This window comes from Streptomyces sp. ITFR-21, assembly GCF_031844685.1.
Lineage (GTDB): Bacteria > Actinomycetota > Actinomycetes > Streptomycetales > Streptomycetaceae > Actinacidiphila.
This window is the reverse complement of the sequence record NZ_CP134605.1, coordinates 4,436,262-4,459,266: the sequence shown is the minus strand read 5'-3', so window position 1 is coordinate 4,459,266 and position 23,005 is coordinate 4,436,262. Positions and strand designations below refer to the sequence as shown.

The window sequence follows — 23,005 nt, the reverse complement described above, 5'->3', positions numbered from 1 at the left end:
AGCTCAGCACACATGGACCGGTTGGAGCTGAGTATTCAGCATGTCGACCGTCCAGCACACGGTCTTGTCGATCACAGCATCATCTCGGCTCCCGGGGTACGGGAGACGTCCCCGGAACACCACGGCCACCCCTCTCTCTCCTGCCTCTTCGGCATACCCGGCACAGTCATCCCGAACCATGGCGGCCGGCCTCCCGGCGGCGTCGCCGCGGGCGCTCACGGGAGCGCCAGTTCGAACCAGACCGTCTTGCCGGGTGTCCCGTGCCGCGTCCCCCACCGCCGCGACGCACCGGCCACCAGTTGCAGGCCCCGGCCGCCCTCGTCGTCATCGGCTGCCACCCGCTCGCGCGGCGGGTCCGGCATCGGGTCGGAGACCTCCACCAGCAGCGAGGAACCCCGTACGATCCGGACCCCGATCGGGCCGCGCGCGTACCGCAGCGAGTTGGTGACCAGCTCGCTGACCAGCAGTACCGTGACATCCGACAGCGGGGCCAGACCCCACTCCACCAGGGTGTCACGGACCCGGCGGCGCGCCAGTCGTACCGCGCCCGCCTCGGCGGGGAAGGTCCAGGCCGCGGTGGAGCCGGCCGGCAGCCCGCCGAGTCTGGCCATCAGCAGCGCCACGTCGTCCGGCTCGCGGCCCGGGTCCATGGCGGCGAGCAGTTCGTCGCAGGCGTCCTCCAGGGAGTCCACCGGGCGGCACAGCGTCCGGCGGAGCCGTTCCAGGCCGGTACCGATGTCCTGTCCGCGGGCCTCGATCAGCCCGTCGGTGTAGAGCACCAGGACGGAGCCGTCGGGTACGTCCAGCTCGGTGGTCCGGAAGCGGTGTCCGCCGACGCCCAGCGGCACCCCGGTGGGCAGGTCGAGCAGCTGGGCCTGGCAGTCCTCGGTGGCGCTCTGCGGCCGTACCAGCACCGGCGGCAGGTGCCCGGCCTGGGCGACCACGCAGCGGTGGGCGGTGGGGTCGTACACGGCGTAGACCGCGGTGGCCATCCAGCCGTCGGACTGGCTCTGCGCGAGGTCGTCGCCGAGGTCGTTGATCCGGCGCAGCAGCTCGTCGGGCGGCATGTCGAGACCGGCGAGGGTGCGTACCGCCGTCCGGAGTCGGCCCATGGTGGCGGCGGCGCCGAGGCCGTGGCCCATCACGTCGCCGACGACGAAGGCGATCCGGCCGCCGGCCAGCGGGATCACGTCGAACCAGTCGCCGCCGATCTCGGCGCCGCTGCCGGCCGGCACGTAGCGGAAGGCGATGGCCACACCCGGCGGTTCCGGCAGCAGCTGCGGCAGCAGGCTGCGCTGCAGCATCAGGGCGCCCTCCCGCTCGCGGACGTACAGCCGGGCGTTGTCCAGCGCGGTGCCGGCCCGGTCGGCCAGCTCCATGCCCAGTGCCATGTCGTCCTGGTCGAAGGGCCCCCGCCGCCCGCCGCGGGCCACCACCAGCAGTCCCAGCACCACCCCGCGGGCCCGCAGCGGCAGCACCAGCATCGCGGACAGGCCCAGCTCCAGGGCGGCCCGCACCTTGGGATCCCCGGGGTACGTGGTGGCCTGCACGTCGTCCTCCGAGGTGACCACCGCCGGGCGGCCGGTGGTCAGCACGGTGCCGAACACCGAGTCGGCGTTGAAGCCGACCAGGCTGCCGGGCCGCAGCATCCGGTGGGCCGCCGCGCTCCACCGCACCGCGCCCACACCCATCTGCCGCATCGGGGTGTTCTCGCTGTACGGCACGTCGGGCAGGTCGCCGCCGTCGGCGACCCCGGCGTGCAGGATCACCCCCGAGTAGTCGCCGAACGCGGGGACGACCGCCTCGGCGAGGGCTTCGGCGGCCCGGCGCACGTCCAGCACGTCGGCGATCCGCGAGCCCACCTCGTCCAGCAGCGCCAGCCGGCGCCGGGCGTGCTCGGCCTTGGCGGCGGCCTCCACCCGTTCGGTCACGTCGATCACGGTGGCGCTGATGCCCAGCACCCGGCCCGCCCGGTCCACCAGCCGGTGGTACGACACCGAGCGATGGCCCCGGCCGCGCGGCGCCGGGGCCACCATGTCGATCACCGGGCGCCCGGTGGCCAGTACGTCGCGCTGGAGCTCGGTGAGCCGTACCGCGGCCGTGGGGTCCAGCACCTCGGCGGCGGTGTGGCCGAGGTGCTCCTCGACGGTCAGGCCGTTCATGTCGGCGAGGGCCTCGTTGACCCGGACGTAGCGCAGCTCGCGGTCGAAGACGGCCACGCCCAGCGGGGAGGAGTCGAAGAGCGAGTCCAGCGCGGCGAGGTCGTGCTCCAGCGTACGGAGGCTGCTGGTCTCGACCATCGACGCCAGTACGAACAGGCGGCCGTCGCCGTCCACCAGCAGGCTGGCCCAGGTCTCCACCTGGACGTCGTGCCCGTCGCGGTGCCGCGGCGACAGGATGCCGTTCCACCGGCCGCCGCGCAGCAGCTCGGCCAGTATCCGCTGCGGCGCCCGGCCGTCCGGCCCCAGGAGGCCGCCGACCCGGCGCCCCACGATGTGCTCCCCGGACCAGCCTAGGACCTCCTCGGCCAGCGGACTCCACAGCAGGACGCGCCCGCCGGTGTCGAGCATCACCACCGCGACCCGGAGGGTGTCCAGCAGCGTCCCGCGGCGCGGCTCCCCCACCTGCCACTCGGGTTCGCCGCCCATCCCGTCCACCCCCGCACCGGGTCCATGAGAGGGAATCGTCCCTCTTCGACCGATACTGCCCCGACGGCCACCGTTCGGGCGACCGGGCGGCGGCCGATGGCGGGAACGCCGCACGGGCGGCGGGTGCCCGATCGGGCACCGGTACGGGGCCGGGGCGGCGGAGTCCGCAGTAGCAGGGGCCGGCGCGACGGGATCCGGCCGGCAGCGGCCGAGGCGACGCGGCTCGGGGCGGGCGGGCAGGCGAGCGGCACAGGCCGGGGCGAGCGGGGCGGCGGGAGCCGGGGCGGCAGCGCGGAAGCCGGCCCGGGGGTGATGGCGGCCCGGCGCCGCAGGGGCGGCCCGCCCGGCGGGGCACGGGCGGCCCGGCGGGGCACGGGACCGCCCGCTGGCGCTCAGAGGCGCCGGGCGGCCCAGGCGACGGCGGGGCGGTCCGGTTCGAGCCAGTCGAGCCCGCGGGCCTCGTCGGCGGTGACCCAGCGGAGCAGGTCGTGGTCCTGGAGAGCCCGCGGGGCGCCCTGGACGAGGGAGGCGGTCCACACGTGCAGGATGTGGCCCGAGGGCAGCGCCCACTCCCCCGGCACCCGCTCCAGCGGCAGCACCGCCACCCCCAGCTCCTCCCGGAGCTCGCGCACCAGCGCCTGGGCCGGGGTCTCGCCCCGCTCCACCTTGCCGCCGGGCAGTTCCCAGCGGCCGGCCAGCTCCGCGGGGGCGGTGCGGCGCGCGGCGAGCAGCCGCCCGCCGTGCAGCAGCGCCCCGCCGACGACGACCCCGGCGGTCATGCGGAGGCCGCCCGCGGCGCCGGGACCCGCTCGATCAGGTACACCCGGGCGCCGCCGAGCCGCCCGCCGAGCGCGTCCGCCACCCGTTCGGCCTCCGCCCGGGTGGCGTAGCGGCCCACCCGGTAGCGGTTGGCGCCGGCGTCCTGCCGGATCAGCACCCACATCAGCTCGGCCATCAGGACGAGCCCTCTTCTTCCAGCGCGCCCAGATGGGCCACGTTCTCCCGGTCGTCCGCCGCCTGGCTGGGCGAGCCGGCGAACCAGGCGTCGAGGATCTCGCCGAGCAGCGGCCCGGACAGCGTGCGCAGGCTCAGCGCCAGCGCGTTCGCGTCGTTCCAGGTGCGCGCCCCGTTCGCGGTGTACGCGTCGGCGCACAGCGCGGCGCGCACGCCCGGGACCTTGTTGGCCGCGATGGACGCCCCGGTCCCGGTCCAGCAGCAGACCACGGCCTGGTCGGCTGCGCCCTCGGCGACCGCGCGGGCGGCGGCCTCCGCGCTCCAGGCCCAGTCCCTGCGGTCTCCGGGGCGCAGCGCCCCGTAGGCCAGCACGGTGTGCCCGCGCCGCCTGAGTTCGTCGACGGCTTGTCGGGCCACGGGCTCGTCCAGGTCCGAGGAAACGGCGATGCGCATATGCCCGAGCCTACGCCCGGGGTCCCCGGCACGGGCATGGAACGACACCAAGAGGCACCGATCCGGCCAGCCGTTCGACCTGAAGCTGACGAGCCGTCAACTTCCTCGCACCGAAGGGCAGTTACCGGACCGGCAGATGGTAGACCGCACGGTAGCGCTCGGCCGGGATCACCACGTCCGCGGTCTCCACCGGCCGCCCGGAGGCGTAGTACGTGCGCCGGATCTCGATCACGGTGTGCCCCGGCACGCCGCCGAGCGCCGCCGTCTCCTCGGCGAGTCCGGGACGCGCGGCGACCTCCTCGGCCATGTGGTCCACCACGATGTCGATCGCCGCCATCCGGGGGACCACGCCCTGCCCACCGACCGGTCCCTCCTCCGGCAGCAGCACCGGGGTGCGGGCGGTGAGCGCCAGCGGCTCCCAGGAGGTGGAGATCATCGCCGGCTCACCGCCGGTCCGCAGCAGGTACTGGGTGCGCATCACCCGGTCGCCGGGGGCGATGCCGAGCCGCTCGGCGATCTCCGGCGACGCGGCCTCCTGCACGGTCCGGGACTCCCAACTGCCCTCGCTGGCCTCGTCGGCCTGCTCCTGCCGGTAGACGGTGGGCGTGCCGGCCGGCCGGTAGCCGCTGCGGATGATCCGCCGCTGCCGGGGGCGCTCGCGCACGTACGTACCGGAGCCCGAGCGGCCCTCCACGAAGCCCTCGGCCATCAGGACCTTGCGGGCCTCGAGGGCCACCGTGTCCGAGACGCCGTACTCGGTCCGGATGCGGGCCTGCGAGGGCAGCCGGGCGTGCGGCGGCAGGGTTCCGTCGAGGATCTTCCGCCGCAGGTCCCCCGCCACACGAAGGTAGGCGGGCTGCTCACCGAAGGCCACGTGCCTCTCCCAGGGGTTGACTGTCCGCGACAGCTTGGCAACCGTCGGTACTCGTCCGCAAGTCATCCCCTGAACATCACGCCGCGCAGTGGCTATTCCGGCCCCTCCGGCCCCTGCGGCCCCCACCGACCCGGCGGACCGGCCGACCCCGGGGCGCGCCAGGGCCGGGGGCCGCCGCCCCGGCCGGAATCCGCGCCGGAACCGGGCCGAAACCCGGCCGGTGCCTGGCCGGATCCAGTCGGAATCCGCGCCGGATCGTGGCCGGATCACGCCGCGGACCGTGCCGCCGGCCGGACGTTCGGCGTGCCCGCCCGGCGACCCCCGTCAGACCCCGAAGCCGGTTCCGTCGCCCTGGTCCGCCACCGAGCCGGTGACCCTGCCCGACTCGCTGCCGAAGAAGCAGGTCACGTCGTGGTCACCGCGGTCCCAGCCGGCCTCGGGCGGCATGAAGTAGTAGATCTCGATGCCGTCGCCGAGCGGGGCGTCGCGCAGGTAGTCGGCGGCGAAGCCGGCGCACCGCTCGCTCGCGGTGTCCGCGATCCGGTCCGCGCCCGGGTAGCCGCCGTCCGGGCCGCTGTCGAGCGGGAAGACCTTGTACGCCTCCGCGTCGTGCGCCCGGCCGCAGGGCACCACGTCCACGGCGGTCGACAGGTGGCCCTCGCCGCCGTAGTCGGACAGCCTGCTGTGCACGGTGTTGAAGCACTGCCCGGCGACGAGGTCGGAAACGGGGGTGTTGCCCTCCTTGAAACCGCCCGCCGCCGCGAGGGCGACACCGGCGGCCATCGACAGTGCCACCAGCCCGGAGATCACGATGCCCGCGACGGCCAGCCCCGTACCGCGCTCGCCGCGGCGCTTGATCTGCCGCAGCCCGATGACGCCGAGGACCAGGCCGAGCAGCGGGATGCAGGTCAGCGCGGTGATCAGCGAGGCGATGGCGAGCCCGTTGGTCGTCCGCTCGACGTACCAGCCCTGCTGCGGCGCCGGGTATCCGTACGGGCCCGGGGCGCCGTAGGGGCCGCCCGGGTACCCGGGCGGCGTGCCGGGCCCCTGGCCGTAGAACGGCGGCTGCGAACCGTAGGGGCCCTGCCGCGGATACCCGGGCGGGCCGCCGTACGGCGGCGCGGGCGGCGGGCCGGGCGGCGGACCGCCGTCCGGGGAGGGCGGCGGCGGAGGCGGCGGAGGTATGTCCACCAGGGAAGTTTACGGTCTGCCCGAACTCCCCCGCCCCGGGGCGGGGGTAGGGCCGCGCCGCCCGAACGGCGCCCGGCGCAACCCTCGTCGAGGCTCCCGGCACACGGCCGCGCGCGGCGCCGCGCGGGACCTCCGCCCGCCGGGGCCGGTGGCCGCCGGCGCGAACCCGTGCCCGCGGCACGCCCGTCCGGTATGAATTCCGGTACGCACCCGGAGCCCGTTTCCCGATTTCCCTTGACCGGTATTGGTCTAGGCCAATACTTTCCCGCCATGCGTCGACGAATTCTCGGCCGGATGGCCGCGACGGCCGCCACCCTCTCGGTGGTCGCCGTCCTCCCCGCCCTCACCGGCGGCAGCCCCGCGCTCGCACACGACGGCCACCGGTCCGGCGGATCCGGGCACTCCGCCCCCACGCCCGCCGGCCCGGCCTACAAGAGCGTCGGTTACTTCACCCAGTGGGGCGTCTACGGCCGCAACTACCAGGTGAAGAACGTCCAGACCTCCGGCACCGCCGCCAAACTCACCCACCTCAACTACGCGTTCGCCAACATCGGCGCCGACGGCAAGTGCTTCGAGGCCAACGTCGCGGGCGAGGGCGACGCATGGGCCGACTACCAGCGCCCGCTGGACGCCGCCGGCTCGGTCGACGGCACCGCCGACACCGCCGAGCAGCCGCTGGCCGGCAACTTCAACCAGCTGCGCGAACTCAAGGCGAAGAATCCCAAGTTGAAGGTGCTGATCTCGATCGGCGGCTGGGGCTGGTCCACCAACTTCTCCGACGCCGCACTGACTCCCGCCTCCCGCAAGGCACTTGTCGCCTCCTGCCTGGACATCTTCATCAAGGGCAATCTGCCGCTGCTCGACGGCAAGGGTGGCCCCGGCTCGGCGGCCGGCCTCTTCGACGGCGTCGACATCGACTGGGAGTGGCCCGGCTCCTCCGGCGACGTGGACACCGTCTACCGGCCCCAGGACAAGAAGGACTTCACCGCGCTGGCCGCGGAGTTCCGCAAGCAGCTCGACGCGTACGGCCGCACCACGCACAAGCACTACGACCTGACCGCCTTCCTGCCCGCCGCCCCGGCCAAGATCGACGCGGGCTTCGAGGTCCGGAAGATCTTCACGTACCTCGACTTCGGCACCGTGCAGGGCTACGACTTCCACGGCCCGTACGAGACCACCACCAACCAGCAGTCCGCGCTGAAGGCACCGAGGAACACCCCGGTGCCGGACGACTTCAGCGACACCCAGGCGGTCGGCGACTGGATCAGCCGCGGCGCCCCGTCCCGGCAGCTGGTCCTCGGCGTGCCGTTCTACGGGCAGGGCTGGACCGGCGTCCCCGACGGCGGCACGGCCGGCCTCTTCCAGCCCTCCACCGGGCCGGCCCCGGCCACCTGGCAGGCCGGCAACGAGGACTACCACGCGCTCAAGGCGCTCGCCGGGTCGGGCGCGTACACCGTCCACCGCGACACCAAGGACGGCTTCGCCTGGCTCTACGACGGCACCGACTTCTGGACCTACGACGACCCGCAGGTCATCGCCCAGAAGACGGCGTACATCCGGCAGCAGCACCTGGGCGGCGCCATGGCCTGGTCGCTGGACGGCGACACCGCCGACGGTGAGCTGATCGGCGCGATCCACGCCGGCCTCAACCCGCCGCCCCCGCACCACCGCCACCGCTGACCCCGCCCCCCGCGCGCGACGTGCCCGGTCCCTCCCCACCCTGCCCGGGGGAGAGGCCGGGCACGGTCGTCCCCGGCGGCGGGTACGCCGGACCGCGGCAGGGCCAATGGGGTCACCCTGCGGTGTGTCAGCCGTCCGGGCGGGCCGGCCCGCTCCTAGGGTGAGCCTGCGACCCGGCGGCGGACGCGACCCGGCGGCGCCGCGCCGACCAGCCACTCTGCCGCGCGAGGCCGGGAGGTACGCCTTCCCCCAGCACGACCTTGGAGGCGACCATCCGTTCCCGCTTTCCGACGCCCTCCCTCCTCACCCGGCTCCCGTGGGCGGGCAACTACCCCGCCGCCGTGGCACTGGCGCTGCTGGCGCTGAGCCCCTTCCTGGTCCTCACCACGGCCGTCTCGCTCTTCCAGCCGACCCTGATGCGGGACCTGGGCGCCACCCGGTTCGAGCTGCAGCTGACCGCCGGGCTGTCCAACGCCTCGTACGCCTTCGGGGCGGTCGTGGTGGCCGACCTGACGCTGCGGCTGGCGCGGCGGCACGTCTACCTCGTCTGCGAGGCGGGCTTCGTGCTCAGCGCCGTGCTGGCGCTGACCGCCCGGAGCCTCGGGCCGTTCATGGCCGGCGTGCTGCTCCAGGGCCTGTTCACCGGCATGCTGCTGGTCGCCGCGCTGCCGCCGCTGGTCGTCACGCACGGCGTCGAACGGGTCCCGACCACCGCCGCCGTCATCAGCCTCGGCCTGTTCGGCATGGTGACCGCCGGGCCGGTGGTGGGCGGCCTGGTCGGCAGCTTCGGCGGCTGGCGGCTACTGTTCACCTCGCTCGGCGTGCTCGCGGTGGCCGGTTTCGCCGTCGGCACCCTGACCTTCGAGGGCAACGAGCCCCCGGCCCGCCGCGCGGGCTTCGACTGGCTGGCCATCCCGCTCGCCTTCGGGGCCACCATGCTGCCGTTCTTCGGCGTCTCCTGGCTGTCGCGCGGCTCGTTCAGCGACCCCGAGTTCATCGTGCCGGTCGTCGTCGGCGTAGGGATCGGCGTCGCCCTGGTGGTGGGCCAGTTCCGCAAGGCCGCGCCGCTGATGCCGATGCGGCCGATCAGCAACACGCTGCCGGTCAGTGGGACCGCCAACGCGATGATGGTCGGCGCCTCCTTCACCACGCTGCTGGAGCTGGCCGAAATCTACCTGCTCCAGGTGGCGCACTACTCCCCGGTACGGACCGGGCTGCTCATCGCCCCGCAGATCCTGGGGGTGGTCGTCTCGGCCGCGCTGTTCCGCCGGGTGGTGACGACCCGTTGGACGCCGGTGCTGGCGCTGTCGGGGCTGGCCGGTGTGGCGGTGGGCGCGGCGGTGCTGCTGGCCGTCAGCCCGTCCAACGCCTCCCCCGTCGTCGCCGTCGCCGCGCTCTTCCTGGGGTACGGGGCGGGCGCGGGGGTGGCGCCGGGGCTGTTCCTGGCCGGTTTCTCGGTGCCCTCGACCCAGCTCGGCCCGACCTTCGCCCTGGTCGAGCTGCTGCGCTCGGAGGCGGCGTTCCTGGTGGGGCCGGTGCTGCTGCACCTGGCGATGACCCGGTCCACGCTGGAGCACGGCTTCCATCTGTGCGTGGTGATCATGCTGGTGGTCACGGTGGTCGTCGGGGTGCTGCTGGTCGGGCTCTTCCTGGCGGGCGGCGCGCGCCTGGCACCGCCCGACCTGGAGCCCTGGCTGGCCGGCACGTCCACCGGCTACCACTCGCCGGCGCTGGGGGCCAGGTTCCGCAAGGCCACCTGAGCCGGGGCCCGGACGGCCCGGGTCCCGGCCGCCGGCCCCGGTCAGAACACCCGGACGGGGATCTCCGCCGGGTCGGCGAGCAGCTGGGAGATCTCGTCGTCCAGCCGGACCAGCGTGATGGACGCGCCGGCCATGTCGAGCGAGGTGCAGTACTCGCCCACGTAACTGCGCCGGACCTCGATGCCGCGGTCGGCCAGCTGCCGGTGGGCCAGCCCGTACACCAGGTACAGCTCGCCGATCGGGGTACCGCCCAGGCCGTTGACCATCAGGGCGACGTCGTCGCCCTGGGCGTACGGCAGGTCCTCCACGACCGCGGTGACCAGTTCCCGTACCAGCGCGTCCGCCGGCTGGAGCTTCTCGCGGCGGCGGCCCGGCTCGCCGTGGATGCCGACACCCATCTCGACCTCGTCGCCAGGCAGGTCGAACAGCGGGGAGCCCTTCGCGGGCGGCGTGCACGCGGTGAGGGCCATGCCCATGGTCCGGGTCACGGAGTTGACCTTCTCGCCGATCCGGTGCACCTCGTCGAGGTCGGCGCCGCGTTCGGCCGCCGCGCCGGTCGCCTTCATCACGAAGAAGTTGCCGGCCACCCCGCGGCGCCCGACCGTGTAGGTCGAGTCCTGCACGGACACGTCGTCGTCGATGAACAGCGTACGGACCGACACCCCCTCGGCCTGCGAGAGCTCCTCGGCCATCTCGAAGGCCATCCGGTCACCGGTGTAGTTGTTCACCAGCAGCAGCACGCCCTTGGGTGAGGCGACCAGCTTCACCGTCTCGTAGACGTAGTCGGCCGGCGGGGCGGAGAAGACGTCACCGGGGCAGGCGGCGTCGAGCATGCCCTTGCCCACGCTCATGACGTGCGCGGGCTCGTGGCCGGAGCCGCTGCCCTGGACGATGGAGACCTTGTTCGCCTGCGGGGCGTCCGCGCGCATGATCAGGTTGTACTCGGGGACGTAGCGGAGAGTGCCGGGGTTGGCCAGCACCAGTCCCTGGAGCATCTCCGGGACGTAGTTCTTGGGGTCGTTGACGAACTTCTTCATGCGGTCGCTCCAGGGTCTCGTCGTTGAGGGGTCCGGGGTCTGCGGGGGGGGTGTGCGGCCCGGGGGCCGCGGGGGATGCGCGGCCCAGGGGCGGCCGGGGGCGCCGGGGCCCGGGGCCCTTCGTGGGTGCGGTCCGGGGCGCCTTCAAGGTTGTCCGGGGCCGGCGCCGGCGGACGGAGGCGTCAGCCGCGGTCCGGCCACTCGTCGGCGACGCGTTCGGCCATCACCGCCACCGCCACCGCGCCCGGGTCCGGCGAGCCGATACTGCGTTCGCCGGTGTAGCTCTGGCGGCCGCGCATGGCCTGCATGGGGGTGGTCGCGTCGGCCGCGGACCTGGCCGCGGTGGCGGCGAGCGCCGCGAGACCCGCCGGATCGGCAGCCTCGTCACCGGCCCGCAGCCGCCGCTCCAGCGCGTCGGTCATCGGGACCAGCGCGTCCAGCAGCGTCTTGTCGCCGACGTCGGAGTTGCCCCGGACCCTGATCCCCTCGGCCGCCGCGCGCAGCATCGCGACCGTGTCCTGGCCGGTCAGCTCGGTCCGGTCCCTGACGGCCGTCGCGGCCCGCAGGAACGCGGTCCCCCACAGCGGTCCCGAGGTCCCGCCCACCCGCTTGGAGATCACCAGCGCGACCTTCTTCAGGAACTCCGACGGCGAGCTGCGGTCGAGGGTGTCCCAGTCGGCGAGGACGATCTCGAAGCCGCGGGCGAGGGAGTACCCGAAGTCCCCGTCGCCGGCTACGGCGTCCAGCTCGCCGAATTCCTTCTCGTTGTCGACGGCGGTCCTGGCGATCGTCCGGACGACGAACTCGAGATCACCGGCGGTTGTCGATGGTGATGACATGTTCTCTCCTGACTGCCGTGACGTCAGTGACGCCGGTGACGCCGGTCGGAGTCCGGCGCCGACGACGACCGGCGTCGGCCCGGGGCCGGCCCCGGCTCGGCGGTGGTGTCCCGCCCGGGACCGCGGACGGCGTCCGCCCCCGGTCCGGCGGTCGCGGCGGCCAGCAGGAACGCGAGGTCCGCCAGCCGTACGTACGGGCGCGGGTCGCAGCCGTACGGGTCGCCGAGCACCTGCGCAGCGGTCGGATCCGGCGGCGGATCGCCGAGCGAGGTCACGACCAGCGCCGCCCCGGTGAAGTCCTCCTGCCCGGTGTAGGAGCTGGTGGTGACCGCGCACGTCAGCCCGGCGCCGCGGGCCGCCAGCAGGCCGTTGCGGCTGTCCTCGATCACGGCGACGTCGGCGGCGGCGACGCCGAGCCGCGCCACGGCGTACGCGTAGACGTCCGGTGCCGGCTTCTTGTGCGGCACCACGTCCCCGGCGAACACCGAGAAGTGCGGGGTGAGTTCGGGGCCCGCGGCGAGTTCGAGCACGCTGCGGACGGCCGGCTCGGCGGAGGTGGAGGCGACCGCGAGCGACCAGCCGGCCGCGAGCGCCTCGGCGGCGATCCGCCGCACCCCGGGGCGGGGCGGGACGGCGCCGCCGGCGATGATCCCGGTGTAGATCTCGGTCTTGCGCCGGTGCCAGCGGGCGACCTGCCCGTCGAGCGCGGCCGGATCGGCGGGCAGGCCCGCCTCGGCGACGAACTCGGGCGTCAGCAGCGTCCTCATCCGTTCCTTGCCGCCGCCCACCCGCACCTTCTGCGCGTATTCGCAATCGCTCCAGCGCACCGGCAGGCCGAACTCCTCGAAGGTCCGGTTGAAGGCGGGCAGGTGTCCGTAGCGCTCGGTGTCGGCGAGCACTCCGTCGCAGTCGAAGACGAGGGCGGGCACGGTCTCAGCCCGCCCTTTCGGCGGCGCCCGCCCGGTCGGCGGTACCGGCGCCGGCGGTCCGGCCGCCGCCCGCCCGTCCGGCGCTGCCGAAGAGCGTCATCAGCGAGCCGGCCAGCTCGACGACGTCCTGCCGGACCGACCGGAAGAGCGACGGCGGGTCCCAGGTGTCCTTCTCGGCGGCCGCTTGCAGAAAGGCCAGGCCCGACTTCATGAACGTCTCTTTCAGCGCCGTCGAGATGTTCACCTTGGCGCACCCCCGGGAGATCAGGTCCCGGAACTGCTCGTCGGAAAGGCCGCTGCCGCCGTGCAGCGCGATGGGCAGCGGATGGGCCGCCACGATGTCGGAGACCCGCTGCGCGTCGAGTACGGGGGCCTGCCTGTACGAGCCGTGCGCGTTGCCGATGGCTGGCGCGAACACGTTTACGCCGGTGGTCCGCAGGAACTCCAGCGCGACGTCAAGACCCTGCTGCCGCGCCGCGGTGTCGCTCCCGATCCCGTCCTCCACCCCCGTGATGGACTCGATCTCGCCCTCCACGTCGGCCCCGTACCGCCGGGCCTCGGCCACCACCTCGACGGTCTGCCGCATGTTCTCCGCCACCGGCAGCCGCGACGCGTCGAACAGTACGGAGTTCCACCCCTGCCGCAGGCACTCCGTGATCACCGCCCGCTCCGGACAGTGGTCCAGGTGCAGCGTGACCGGCACCTCGATGCCGGCCGTCATCGCCGTCCACATGGCGTACAGCACGTCACTGCCGACCGACTTCACCGTCTTCACCGACGTCTGCACGATCAGCGGCGACCCCTTGTCCACCGCCGCCGCGAGCACCGCCTCCAGCGTCAGATCGTCGAACACATTGATCGCCGGCACGCCATAGCGCTTCCCAAAGGCGTCCGCCAGGATCTCCCTCAGCGGTACGACTGCCACAACGCCTCCAACCCTCGACCCGCCCCCACCCCTCCCATTCGACGCCCGACCACCCCACCCCGCCACCGGGCGCCGCCGCGGGCGGGTGCCGAGGTGCCCACCGGCGGGGGCGGGCGGGTGAGGCCGATCACGGCGGTGACCGGGCGCCTTCGGGCCGATGAACGCCGGTTCCCCGGCGGCGGGCCTCAGGCGTCCCGCGGGCCGTGCGCGGACCGGTCGGCGCTCACCCGGCGGACCCCACCGCCCTCGCCCCGCGGGCTCGAAGCGCCAGGGTTATCCGATGGCCGCTCTGCCCGACGGGATGCGTCCGCCGCGTGCGCAGGGCTGGTTCGCGGAGGATCCGGACCGCCTTCCCGAGGCGCCCGGCCGCACCGAGCTGACCGACGGAGCACTCGTCTTCACGATGTCGGCCGCAGAGGTGGGGGCACGGCCACCTCGTCACGCACGAGGCGGGAAGCCGCGGTCCGGCCCCTGGCGAGCGATCGCGCCGGAAGGACCCGGAACCCGGTGACGCGGAGCCGGTGGTGTCGGTCGTGCACGTCGGGCACCGGTCCACCGTCCACGGCCCCTGGCCCCTGGCCCCTGGCACCTGGCACCTGGCACCTGGCACCGAACCGGCTCGGCGCCGGCATGCCCGGCCCCCGTCCGGCCCCCGTCCGGCCCCAGCGCGGCTGCCACCCCGGTGAGTACCAGCGACCCGGCCAGGGCCGGGACCGTACGGGCGCGTCGCATCTCAGGACGTGGCGCAGGCGGTGACGGCGGCCTTGGTGGCCGCGGCTGCCGTGGCGGTGGCGGCCACGGACGCGTCGGCCGAGGTGACGGCCGCCGCGGCGGCCGCCGTGGCGGTGGCGGCCGCCTCGGCGAGGGCGGCGGGAGCGTTGCCGGCGGCGAGGGCCGCCGCGACCGCCTTGGCCGCTGCCGCCGAGGTCGCCGCGTCGGACTTGGCCACGTCGGCGGCGGCCGCCGCGTTGGCCACCGCGGTGGCGGCGGCGGTCGTCGAGGCCGCGCAGGCCACGGGGTCGGGCAGGGCGCGGGCCGCCGGTGCGGCCCCCTTGGCGGGAGCGGCGGCACCGGCCTGCGCCGCGGTCGTACCACCGGCCACGAGCGCGGCGGTGGCGAGGGCGGCGGCAGCGAGATGGCGTAGCTTCATGAAGGAAACCCCTGTTCGGTAGAAGGGCGAGCCCGCAGGATCCGGCACGTTCGACCGGATCGCCCCGCCCTGCCACGGCAGGAACCGGAACGGCTCTCACCCGCAGAAGATCACCCGCAACCGCTGCTGTCCCCTCGGCAACCGGCGGCGCCCACCCCCCGGGCCGCCCCGCAGCCGCTCACCCACCCGCGGTGAAACGCCTGGCCGGCCGCCCCACCACGGCCACGGCCCCGCCATTCGGCCGCCCGCCCGTCGGCCCACCCCCGCCTCCCCGTACGAGTGCCGCCCCCATACCGGCAGGCGAGCGGTACCCCACCTCCCAACCAGCACCCGCCCCGGCCCCGGCCCCGGCCCCGGCCCCGGCCCCGGCAAGAGCGTCTCCTTTCTCTCGCGGGAGTGCCGGTACCGCGGTCGTCCGCGCCGCCGGCCCGACCGGACCGGGACGCGGGTACCCGTTCGATCTCACCGCCGGCGGTGGGCGCGTCGATCGTCGCCCACCCCTTGTCCCAAGCCGCCATCAGCCTCCGGACCAAGATGCGACCGGACCAGCGGACGATCGCGAACGCCCGCGGAAAGGGATCATCCATGGCCGAAGCCGCAGATGTACGCCTCACTGATACCGGCGAACCCCGCCAGCGCCTCGGACAGCACGGGAAGCGGTCCGTACGTCACCGCGAGCAGATCGGCCAACGGACCCGCCAAGGCCGTATCGGTGCACTGGCCACCAGCCGACTCCGCCCGACCCGCCGACCACGGAGGATGCCACCGCCGACAAGCCGGTCCACCTCACGCAGGACGCCCGTATGCGAAGCGCCCGGTGCGGCGGGTTCGGTCAGCGTGAACTCCCGCTCCGGACGGAGCACCACCAGCGCCAACAGCTCACCCTGCAATGGCGAACGCGACAGCGGCAGGAGCGACGGGGAAACCTTCACTGAACGCAGATGATCATGCGTCCGACGAAGACGACGACGAGTAACCGAGTGATCGCTCGTCGGGCCTGCCCGGACAACCGCATCCGGTCAGGCGCGGCCGCCGATCCTGTGCCGGAGTCCGGTGCGCCGCGCGCCCCTGTGTCCGTCACTCGGCGGCCGTGAGCCTCTCGTCCGCCATGCGCAGGCGAGCCTGTTCCTCCTCGACGATCCGCCGTGCCAGTTCGGTGTCGGACACGTCGACCGCGTCCGGGGTGGACTCGGCGACGGCGCTGCGGCGGGCGTAGGCGTCGAACAGGCGGGTCTTGGCCTCCAGCATCTTCACCATGCGTTCGTCCACACCCCCGGTGGCGAGGAGACGGTAGGCGCGTACCGGTCTGACCTGGCCCATACGGTGGGCCCGGGCCACCGCCTGATGTTCGATGGTCGGCTTGATCTGCGGTTCGCAGATGACGACGACGGAGGCGGCCTGCATGTTGAGGCCGATGCCCGCCGCCTGGATCTGCGCCAAGAGCACCGCGGGGCCCGGAACACCGGCGAAGTCGTCGACGACCTGCTGCCGCCGCCCGGCCGGGACGCTTCCGGTGAGCGGCCCGAACACCGGAAGGCCGTCGGTGGTTCCGGCCGCGAGTGCCTCCTTCACCACGGCCAGTACATCCTTGAAGTTGGAGAAGACCACCGTCTTCTGCCCGTTCTCGCCGGCCTCCTGGACGATCTCCCGGAGCCGGTCCAGCTTCGCCGACCTCTCGGGGCGCAGGTACGCGGCCCTGCGCATCGCCATGAAGTTGCCCGCGTACACGGCTTCACGGTAGGCCTCCTCGTCCGACGCGCTCAGCTCCTCCCACTCGTCGGTCTGCTGGAGACTCGGGAGTTCGGTCAGCACGTCCTCCTGGTTGCGCCGCAGGTACACCGGGGCCACGGACCTGCGGAAGGCGACCGACCCGGCCAACGCGTCCCCGTCGCCGAGCAGGTCCGCGACGTCGCCGTTGAGCATCCGGACCAGGTGGCGGAACTCCACGACCCTGTTCTCCATCGGGGTGCCGGTCATGAAGAGGGTCCGCCCGCAACGCTCCGCCCACCGCGCGACCGTCTGGGACCGCTTGGCCTTCGGGTTCTTCACGGCGTGCGCTTCGTCGACCACGAGCAGTCCGACGTCCCCGCCGTCCGGTTCGGGAAAGCCGCGCAGCGCGTCGAAGGTGGTCACCCCGACCCCGCCCCGGGCCTTCCAGTCGGCGAACGCGTCGTGCCGATCGGGGCCGTGGAGCACCATGACACGCAGAGCGCTACGGGCTTCGATCTCCCGTGTCCAGTTCACGAGGACGCTCGCCGGGCAGACGACCATGAAGTGGCTCTGTCCCTCGGCCGCCAGGTGTGCCAGCACCGCGATCGCCTGGATGGTCTTCCCCAGACCCATTTCGTCGCCCAGTATCACCTTGCGCTGCGCCAGCGCGAACCGTGCGCCGAACGCCTGATAGCCGCGCAGGGAGACCCGCCGGTGCGTGTCGTCGAGGCGTTGGGCCCGTACCCTCTCGGCGATCTCGTCCGGCAGGAAGCCCTCGGCGGCGGCCACGTCCGGCAGCCGCCCCGAGATCTCGGCGAGCAGGCTGTAGTACTCGGCGGAGCGGACTTCGAAGTCCGCCCAGGCCGCGATGTCCGACGAAGGCCCCCGGAGCAGGTCCACCGACGCCTGAGCGATCAGCTCAGGCAGACCCGCCCGGTCCGCGTCGTCCAGCAGTGACCGGACCGCGGCGACCGCCGCCAGCGCGCGGGCCCTCTTGTCCTGGCCGGCCAGAAGCATCCGGAAGCGTCCGGCGGCCGGTCCCGCGTCGGCGAGCAGCGGACCGAGCCGTCGCGACAGGGCGGCCGCTCTGTCGACCGCGCGCCGAGCGTCCGGGCCGGCCTCCACCAAGACGTGCAGGGCCGTGACGAGCGCGGTGGTGCTCGGTCCCGGCCGGTCCACGTCGATGTGGACGGCCACGGTCTCGTACGCGGCCTCGGAGAGCCGGCGGGCGGCGGCGAGCATCTGGTCGACGGTGCGCTGCCCGACACCGGGGATCTGCCGCAACCGGTAGGGGCCGGCCGCCAGAACACCGCCCACCGTGCGCAGCCCGCTCTTCTCGACGTTCCCCAGCCGCAGCCGCCCTTCGGTGACGTCCTGGAGCCGGGCGACAGGGATGGCGTCGAGTTCCCGCTTCACCGCCGCGTCGTGGATCGGCTTCAGCGCCGCACGCACCGCCTCCACCGCCCTGCCGTGGTCACCGAGCGCCGCCCGGGCCGCCTCGTACAGCCGCGCCCCCCGCGCCACCGTGTCCCGCTCGCCGTGCCCCACGCTCCCCGCCCCTCTGTCGCCCTCGCCGTATCCTCCCACCGCCCGCGTCGGCCCCGACGGACGTTCGCGGTGACCTGCGGATCGATCGGGCCCTGTTCGGACGCGAAGACGGTCACGGCCCGTGTCCGGGTTGCGTCGGAAGGGGGCGTCCGCGCGGCCACCGGTGCCGTGACCGTCCTTGAGGCCGACCACGACGGCGTCCGCCCGGCCCGCGCCGAGTGGGTCCTCTCCCCGACAAGCGGGGCGGGGCGAACCTCGACACAACGTCAGGTGTTGAAGCGGAACTCCACCACGTCGCCGTCCTGCATGACGTAGTCCTTGCCCTCCATGCGGGCCTTGCCCTTGGCGCGGGCCTCGGGGACGGAGCCGGTGGCGAGGAGGTCGGCGTAGGAGATGACCTCGGCCTTGATGAAGCCCTTTTGGAAGTCGGTGTGGATGACGCCGGCCGCTTCGGGGGCGGTGGCGCCGCGCTTGATGGTCCAGGCGCGGGTTTCCTTGGGGCCGGCGGTGAGATAGGTCTGGAGACCGAGGGTTTCGAAGCCGACGCGGGCGAGGGTGGCGAGGCCTGGTTCCTGCTGGCCGACGGACTGGAGGAGTTCCAGCGCTTCGGCGGCGTCGAGTTCGGCGAGGTCGGATTCGAGCTTGGCGTTGAGGAAGATCGCCTCGGCGGGGGCGACCAGGGCGCGCTGCTCGTCCTTGAACGCCTCGTCGGTGAGCTCGTCCTCGTCGACGTTGAAGACGTAGAGGAACGGCTTGGTGGTGAGCAGGTGCAGCTCGCGCAGGAGGGCGCCCTGTTCGGTGGCCTTGGTGATGCCGTGGGAGAAAAGGGTGTCGCCGGCCGCCAGGATGGTCTGGGCGGCTTCGGCGGCGGCCAGCACCGCGGCTTTCTCCTTCTGCAGCCGGGCTTCCTTGGTGAGGCGCGGGATCGCCTTCTCGACGGACTGGAGGTCGGCCAGGATCAGCTCGGTGTTGATGGTCTCGATGTCGTCCTTGGGCGAGACCCTGCCGTCGACGTGGACCACGTTCTCGTCCTTGAAGGCCCGGATGACCTGGCAGATCGCGTCGGACTCGCGGATGTTCGCCAGGAACTTGTTGCCCAGCCCCTCGCCCTCCGAGGCGCCGCGGACGATGCCGGCGATGTCCACGAAGTCCACGGTGGCGGGCAGCACCCGCGCCGAACCGAAGATCTCGGCGAGCCTGTCCAGCCGGGGGTCGGGGACTCCGACCACGCCGACGTTGGGCTCGATGGTGGCGAACGGGTAGTTGGCCGCCAGAACGTCGTTCTTGGTCAGGGCGTTGAAGAGGGTCGACTTGCCGACGTTCGGCAGGCCGACGATTCCGATGCTGAGCGACACGTGGCGACTTCCCGTAGCGAGCGAAGGTGACAGACGGACCTCAGTTTACGGTCCGGCCGACCGCGCCCGACCCGCCGCGCACCCGGGGCCCGGCCGCCACCCCGTACGACCCGACCCGCCGCCCGCCCCGGGCCCGCCCGCACCCCGTGCGGCCCTCCCCGCGGCACCCTCCCCCACCCGTACGGCCCTTTCCGCCGCGCGCGGCCCGAACCCCGTACCCACCACCCGCCAGGGCCCCGCCAGGGCCCCGCCAGGGCCCCGCCAGGGCCCCGCCAGGGCCCCGCCAGGGCTGCGGCCCGGCCGGGCGAGCCAGCGTGTCCCGCGATGCGGTCACCCGTCCGCCGCACTTACTGTGAGTATGTGGATCAACACACTACGCGTACGCCCCCCAGCCCCAGCGGTGAGGCCGCCGCCGCGGTCTACCGGCCACCGCGCCGCGGCCGCCCGCCCGCCCGACGGCACCGGCCGCACGGCGTCCCACGGCCCCGGGCCCGGCTGACGGGCCTGGGCACCGGGCTGCTCACCACCGCCGTCACCGTTGCGGGCGGGGCCGTCGACGCGCTGCTCTTCGACGGCCCCGGAGTGTTCTTCGGCCTGGTGTTCGTCCTGGTCAGCGTGGCCGGCGCGGTCTACGTACGCCCGTACGACCTGGTGGCCGCGCCGGTGGCCGCGCCGATCGCCTTCGCCGCCGGGATCGTGCTGACCTCCGACAGCGGCAGCGGCGGCCTGGCCGGGCACCTGCTCGGGGTGTTCGCCGGGCTGGCGCTGCTGACCGGGTGGCTCTACGCCGGCACCGTGCTGGCCGCGCTGATCGTCGCGGTCAGAGCTTTGCGGCGGCCATCGCGGCGCCGACGATCCCCGCGTTGTTCTGCAGCTCGGCGGGGACGATCTCGGCCCTGATCCCGTCGATGAACGGCAGGAACTTCTCCGACTTGCGGCTGATCCCGCCGCCGAGCACGAACAGGTCGGGCGAGAAGAGCATCTCCACGTGGACCAGGTACTTCTTCAGCCGGTGCGCCCAGTGCTCCCAGCTCAGGTCCTCGTCCTCGCGCGCCTTGACCGACGCCTTCTTCTCCGCGTCGTGGCCGTGCAGCTCCAGGTGGCCCAGTTCGGTGTTGGGGACCAGGCGGCCGTCGATGAACAGCGCGCTGCCGATGCCGGTGCCGAGGGTGAGCATGATGATGGTGCCGCCCCGGCCGCGTCCGGCGCCGAAGGTGATCTCGGCGACCCCGGCGGCGTCCGCGTCGTTGAGCACTACCACGGGCAGGCCGAGCCTGGCGCCGATCGCGGACCGGGCGTCGAATCCGACCCAGCCGGCGTCGACGTTGGCCGCCGTCCGGGTGACGCCGTCCGTGACGACCCCGGGGAAGGTCACGCCGAGCGGTCCCGAATAGCCGAAGTGCGTGACGACCTCGCGCACACCCTCGATGACCGACTCGGGAGTGGCCGGGTGGGGGGTCGGGAGCTTGAGGCGCTCCGCGGTCAGCTCACCCTTGTCGAGGTCGACCGGGGCGCCTTTGATGCCCGTACCACCGATGTCCACACCGAACACGTTCATGGCCTCCACGTTAGGGGGCGGCCCCAAGGGTCACCCCGCGGCACAACTCACCTCTTGGCAGATTCCCGCTCGGCGAGCTCCGCACGCAGGTCGCGGCGCAGTTCCTTGGGCAAGGAGAACTGGATGGACTCCTTGGCCGACCGGAACACCTCGACGTCTGCGAAGCCGCGCGCCGCCAGCCACTCCAGCACGCCGTCGACCAGGATCTCGGGTACGGACGCGCCGGAAGTGACCCCCACCGTGCGGACGCCCTCCAGCCAGGCATCCTCGCACTCCTCGGCGAAGTCCACCAAGTAGGAGGCGCCGGCGCCGGACTGGAGGGCGACCTCGACCAGCCGGATGGAGTTGGAGGAGTTGCGGGAGCCGACCACGATCACCAGGTCCGCGTCGGCGGCGATCTGCTTGACCGCGACCTGGCGGTTCTGGGTGGCGTAGCAGATGTCGTCGCTGGGCGGGGAGAGCAGGTCGGGGAAGCGGTTCTTCAGCGCGTCGACGGTCTCCATCGTCTCGTCCACCGACAGCGTGGTCTGGGACAGCCAGACCACCTTGGACTCGTCGCGGACCGTGACCTTGGCGGCGTCCTCGGGGCCGTCCACCAGGTGCATCCGCTGCGGGGCCTCGCCCATGGTGCCGACGACCTCTTCGTGGCCCTCGTGGCCGATCAGCAGGATGTCGTAGTCCTCGTTGGAGTACCGGACGGCCTCCTTGTGGACCTTGGTGACCAGCGGGCAGGTCGCATCGATGGAGGCGAGGCTGCGCTGGGCGGCCTCCTCGTGGACGACCGGGGCGACGCCGTGGGCGGAGAAGATGACGATGGCGTTCTCCGGCACCTCTTCCGTCTCGTCGACGAAGACGGCGCCCTTCTTCTCCAGGGTCTGCACGACGTACTTGTTGTGCACGATCTGCTTGCGCACGTAGACCGGGGCGCCGTACTGCTCCAGCGCCTTCTCGACGGTGATCACGGCACGGTCCACGCCCGCGCAGTACCCGCGGGGGGCGGCGAGCAGGACGCGGCGGCTGGCTTCGGTGGTCATGGCACCATCGTACGGGGACGGCCGCGGGGGGAGGGCAGCCGTGTCGGTGGTGAGCACTAGGGTGCGGGTATGGCTCTGAGCACCTCGGCGGAAGCGCCGATTCCGGTCGGTGAGGTGTCGCGGCTGATCGGGGGGTGGATCGACCGGCTCGGCGCGGTGTGGGTCGAGGGGCAGATCACCCAGCTGTCGCGCCGGCCGGGCGCCGGGGTGGTGTTCCTGACGCTGCGGGACCCCTCGCAGGACGTGTCGATCGGCGTCACCTGCTTCCGCGCGGTCTTCGAGCAGGTCGCGGAGGTCGTCGGGGAGGGTGCCCGGGTCGTCGTGCACGCCAAGCCCGACTGGTACGGGCCGCGGGGGCAGTTGTCGCTGCGGGCGGTGGAGATCCGCCCGGTGGGGATGGGCGAACTGCTGGCCCGGCTTGAGCAGTTGAAGAAGGCGCTGGCCGCCGAGGGGCTGTTCGCGGCGGACCGCAAGCGTCCGCTGCCGTTTCTGCCGCGGCTGATCGGCCTGGTCACCGGCCGCGCGTCGGCCGCCGAGCGGGACGTCCGGGAGAACGCGCGGCTGCGCTGGCCCGCCGTCCGCTTCGAGGTGCGCAACGTGGCGGTGCAGGGCGCGACCGCGGTGCCCGGGGTGATCGAGGCGGTACGGGAGCTGGACGCCCACCCCGAGGTCGATGTGATCGTCGTGGCGCGCGGCGGCGGCAGCGTCGAGGACCTGCTGCCGTTCTCCGACGAGCGGCTGATCCGCACCGTCGCCGACTGCCGTACGCCGCTGGTCTCGGCGATCGGCCACGAACCGGACACCCCGCTGCTCGACCTGGTCGCCGACCTGCGGGCGTCCACGCCGACCGACGCGGCGAAGCGGGTGGTCCCGGACGTCCGGGAGGAGCTGGCCCGGGTCCAGCTGGTACGGGACCGGGCGCTGCGGGTGATCCGCGGGCTGCTGGACCGGGAGGAACGCGGACTGATGGCCGCGCTCAGCCGCCCCTCGATGGCGGCGCCGTACCGGATGGTGGACGAGCGGGCGGCGGAGGTGGCGGACCGGCTGGACCGGGCCCGCCGAGGTCTGCGGCACGCGCTGGACCGCGCGGACGCCGACCTCGCCCACACCCTGGCCCGGGTGGTCGCCCTGTCCCCGGCGGCGACGCTGCGCCGGGGGTACGCGGTGCTCCAGCGGGCGGACGGCTCGGTGGTGCGGGCGCCGGGGGACGTGGCACCGGAGGAGGAGCTGCGGGCGCGGGTTGCTGAGGGCGGGTTCGGCGTACGGGTCACGGGCGTCTGACCGATCACGGGCGGCTGACCGGCGGCCGGGCGGGCGGCGGCGGGGCGGGGGGTCGTACCCACGCCCTAGGCTGGCCTCC

At 73.7% G+C, this 23,005-nt stretch carries 20 protein-coding genes and 1 pseudogene; 5 read left to right on the top strand and 16 right to left on the bottom strand.

From position 1 onward, the window contains the following. Positions 1-215: 215 nt before the first annotated feature. The 6 genes from RLT57_RS19675 to RLT57_RS19650 form a co-directional block, all read right to left on the bottom strand. Positions 216-2,648: a SpoIIE family protein phosphatase gene (locus tag RLT57_RS19675; RefSeq protein ID WP_311298708.1), complete on the bottom strand. Its 2,433-nt coding sequence runs from the start codon at positions 2,646-2,648 to the stop codon at positions 216-218. Positions 2,649-3,040: 392 nt separating this feature from the next. Beyond that, complete coding sequence (locus RLT57_RS19670; RefSeq protein WP_311298707.1) at positions 3,041-3,427, bottom strand: (deoxy)nucleoside triphosphate pyrophosphohydrolase; 387 nt, start codon at positions 3,425-3,427, stop codon at positions 3,041-3,043. Beyond that, positions 3,424-3,603 carry an SPOR domain-containing protein gene (locus RLT57_RS19665; protein ID WP_311298706.1) on the bottom strand — a complete coding sequence of 60 codons (180 nt, stop codon included), beginning with the start codon at positions 3,601-3,603 and terminating at the stop codon, positions 3,424-3,426. Before RLT57_RS19665 ends, RLT57_RS19670 begins: the two co-directional genes overlap by 4 nt. Further along, positions 3,603-4,055: an RpiB/LacA/LacB family sugar-phosphate isomerase gene (locus tag RLT57_RS19660; protein ID WP_311298705.1), complete on the bottom strand. Its 453-nt coding sequence runs from the start codon at positions 4,053-4,055 to the stop codon at positions 3,603-3,605. Before RLT57_RS19660 ends, RLT57_RS19665 begins: the two co-directional genes overlap by 1 nt. Positions 4,056-4,176: 121 nt before the next feature. Next, positions 4,177-4,929, bottom strand: coding sequence for a GntR family transcriptional regulator (locus tag RLT57_RS19655; protein ID WP_311298704.1), 753 nt, complete (start codon positions 4,927-4,929; stop codon positions 4,177-4,179). Positions 4,930-5,253: 324 nt separating this feature from the next. Continuing rightward, the gene (locus RLT57_RS19650; protein ID WP_311298703.1) at positions 5,254-6,120 is read right to left on the bottom strand and encodes a DUF4190 domain-containing protein; all 867 of its coding nucleotides are present in this window, start codon (positions 6,118-6,120) and stop codon (positions 5,254-5,256) included. 270 nt (positions 6,121-6,390) lie between these two features. Here RLT57_RS19650 and RLT57_RS19645 point away from each other — a divergent pair, with 270 nt between their 5' ends. Further along, positions 6,391-7,800 carry a glycoside hydrolase family 18 protein gene (locus RLT57_RS19645; protein WP_311298702.1) on the top strand — a complete coding sequence of 470 codons (1,410 nt, stop codon included), beginning with the start codon at positions 6,391-6,393 and terminating at the stop codon, positions 7,798-7,800. Between the two features lie 341 nt (positions 7,801-8,141). Continuing rightward, complete coding sequence (locus RLT57_RS19640; RefSeq protein WP_311298701.1) at positions 8,142-9,560, top strand: MFS transporter; 1,419 nt, start codon at positions 8,142-8,144, stop codon at positions 9,558-9,560. A gap of 41 nt (positions 9,561-9,601) precedes the next feature. Here RLT57_RS19640 and dhaK read toward each other — a convergent pair whose 3' ends face one another. From dhaK to RLT57_RS19620, 4 genes are all read right to left on the bottom strand, one after another. Continuing rightward, on the bottom strand, positions 9,602-10,597 hold the full coding sequence (gene dhaK / locus RLT57_RS19635; RefSeq protein WP_311298700.1) for a dihydroxyacetone kinase subunit DhaK: 996 nt from the start codon (positions 10,595-10,597) through the stop codon (positions 9,602-9,604). Between the two features lie 182 nt (positions 10,598-10,779). Beyond that, complete coding sequence (dhaL, locus tag RLT57_RS19630; RefSeq protein WP_311298699.1) at positions 10,780-11,436, bottom strand: dihydroxyacetone kinase subunit DhaL; 657 nt, start codon at positions 11,434-11,436, stop codon at positions 10,780-10,782. A gap of 23 nt (positions 11,437-11,459) precedes the next feature. Continuing rightward, entirely contained in the window at positions 11,460-12,365 is a 906-nt protein-coding gene (locus tag RLT57_RS19625) for an HAD-IA family hydrolase (RefSeq protein ID WP_311298698.1), read from the bottom strand. Between the two features lie 4 nt (positions 12,366-12,369). Beyond that, on the bottom strand, positions 12,370-13,290 hold the full coding sequence (locus tag RLT57_RS19620) for a class II fructose-bisphosphate aldolase (RefSeq protein ID WP_311298697.1): 921 nt from the start codon (positions 13,288-13,290) through the stop codon (positions 12,370-12,372). Between the two features lie 280 nt (positions 13,291-13,570). Here RLT57_RS19620 and RLT57_RS19615 point away from each other — a divergent pair. Beyond that, a pseudogene (locus tag RLT57_RS19615) lies at positions 13,571-13,733 on the top strand (Uma2 family endonuclease); the annotation flags it as partial. A gap of 290 nt (positions 13,734-14,023) precedes the next feature. On the opposite strand, the gene RLT57_RS19610 reads toward RLT57_RS19615, so the two are convergent. From RLT57_RS19610 to ychF, 4 genes are all read right to left on the bottom strand, one after another. Further along, positions 14,024-14,440 (bottom strand): hypothetical protein, encoded by a 417-nt coding sequence (locus tag RLT57_RS19610; protein ID WP_311298696.1) that lies wholly within the window; start codon positions 14,438-14,440, stop codon positions 14,024-14,026. A 579-nt stretch (positions 14,441-15,019) separates the two neighbouring features. Beyond that, a complete protein-coding gene (locus RLT57_RS19605) occupies positions 15,020-15,142 on the bottom strand; it encodes a hypothetical protein (RefSeq protein ID WP_311298695.1) in 123 nt (40 codons plus the stop codon). A 375-nt stretch (positions 15,143-15,517) separates the two neighbouring features. Further along, complete coding sequence (locus RLT57_RS19600) at positions 15,518-17,698, bottom strand: DEAD/DEAH box helicase (RefSeq protein ID WP_311298694.1); 2,181 nt, start codon at positions 17,696-17,698, stop codon at positions 15,518-15,520. Between the two features lie 266 nt (positions 17,699-17,964). After that, entirely contained in the window at positions 17,965-19,053 is a 1,089-nt protein-coding gene (gene ychF / locus RLT57_RS19595) for a redox-regulated ATPase YchF (RefSeq protein ID WP_311298693.1), read from the bottom strand. Positions 19,054-19,413: 360 nt separating this feature from the next. Between ychF and RLT57_RS19590 the strand changes: the two genes are divergently transcribed. Continuing rightward, complete coding sequence (locus RLT57_RS19590; protein WP_311298692.1) at positions 19,414-19,953, top strand: DUF6542 domain-containing protein; 540 nt, start codon at positions 19,414-19,416, stop codon at positions 19,951-19,953. On the opposite strand, the gene ppgK is transcribed toward RLT57_RS19590, so the two are convergent. Together ppgK and RLT57_RS19580 are read right to left on the bottom strand one after the other, a co-directional pair. Next, complete coding sequence (ppgK, locus tag RLT57_RS19585; RefSeq protein ID WP_311298691.1) at positions 19,874-20,611, bottom strand: polyphosphate--glucose phosphotransferase; 738 nt, start codon at positions 20,609-20,611, stop codon at positions 19,874-19,876. The genes RLT57_RS19590 and ppgK overlap by 80 nt on opposite strands. 47 nt (positions 20,612-20,658) lie before the next feature. Further along, complete coding sequence (locus RLT57_RS19580; RefSeq protein WP_311298690.1) at positions 20,659-21,645, bottom strand: 4-hydroxy-3-methylbut-2-enyl diphosphate reductase; 987 nt, start codon at positions 21,643-21,645, stop codon at positions 20,659-20,661. A gap of 69 nt (positions 21,646-21,714) precedes the next feature. Between RLT57_RS19580 and xseA the strand changes: the two genes are divergently transcribed. Then, positions 21,715-22,926: an exodeoxyribonuclease VII large subunit gene (gene xseA / locus RLT57_RS19575; protein WP_311298689.1), complete on the top strand. Its 1,212-nt coding sequence runs from the start codon at positions 21,715-21,717 to the stop codon at positions 22,924-22,926. Positions 22,927-23,005: the final 79 nt, after the last annotated feature.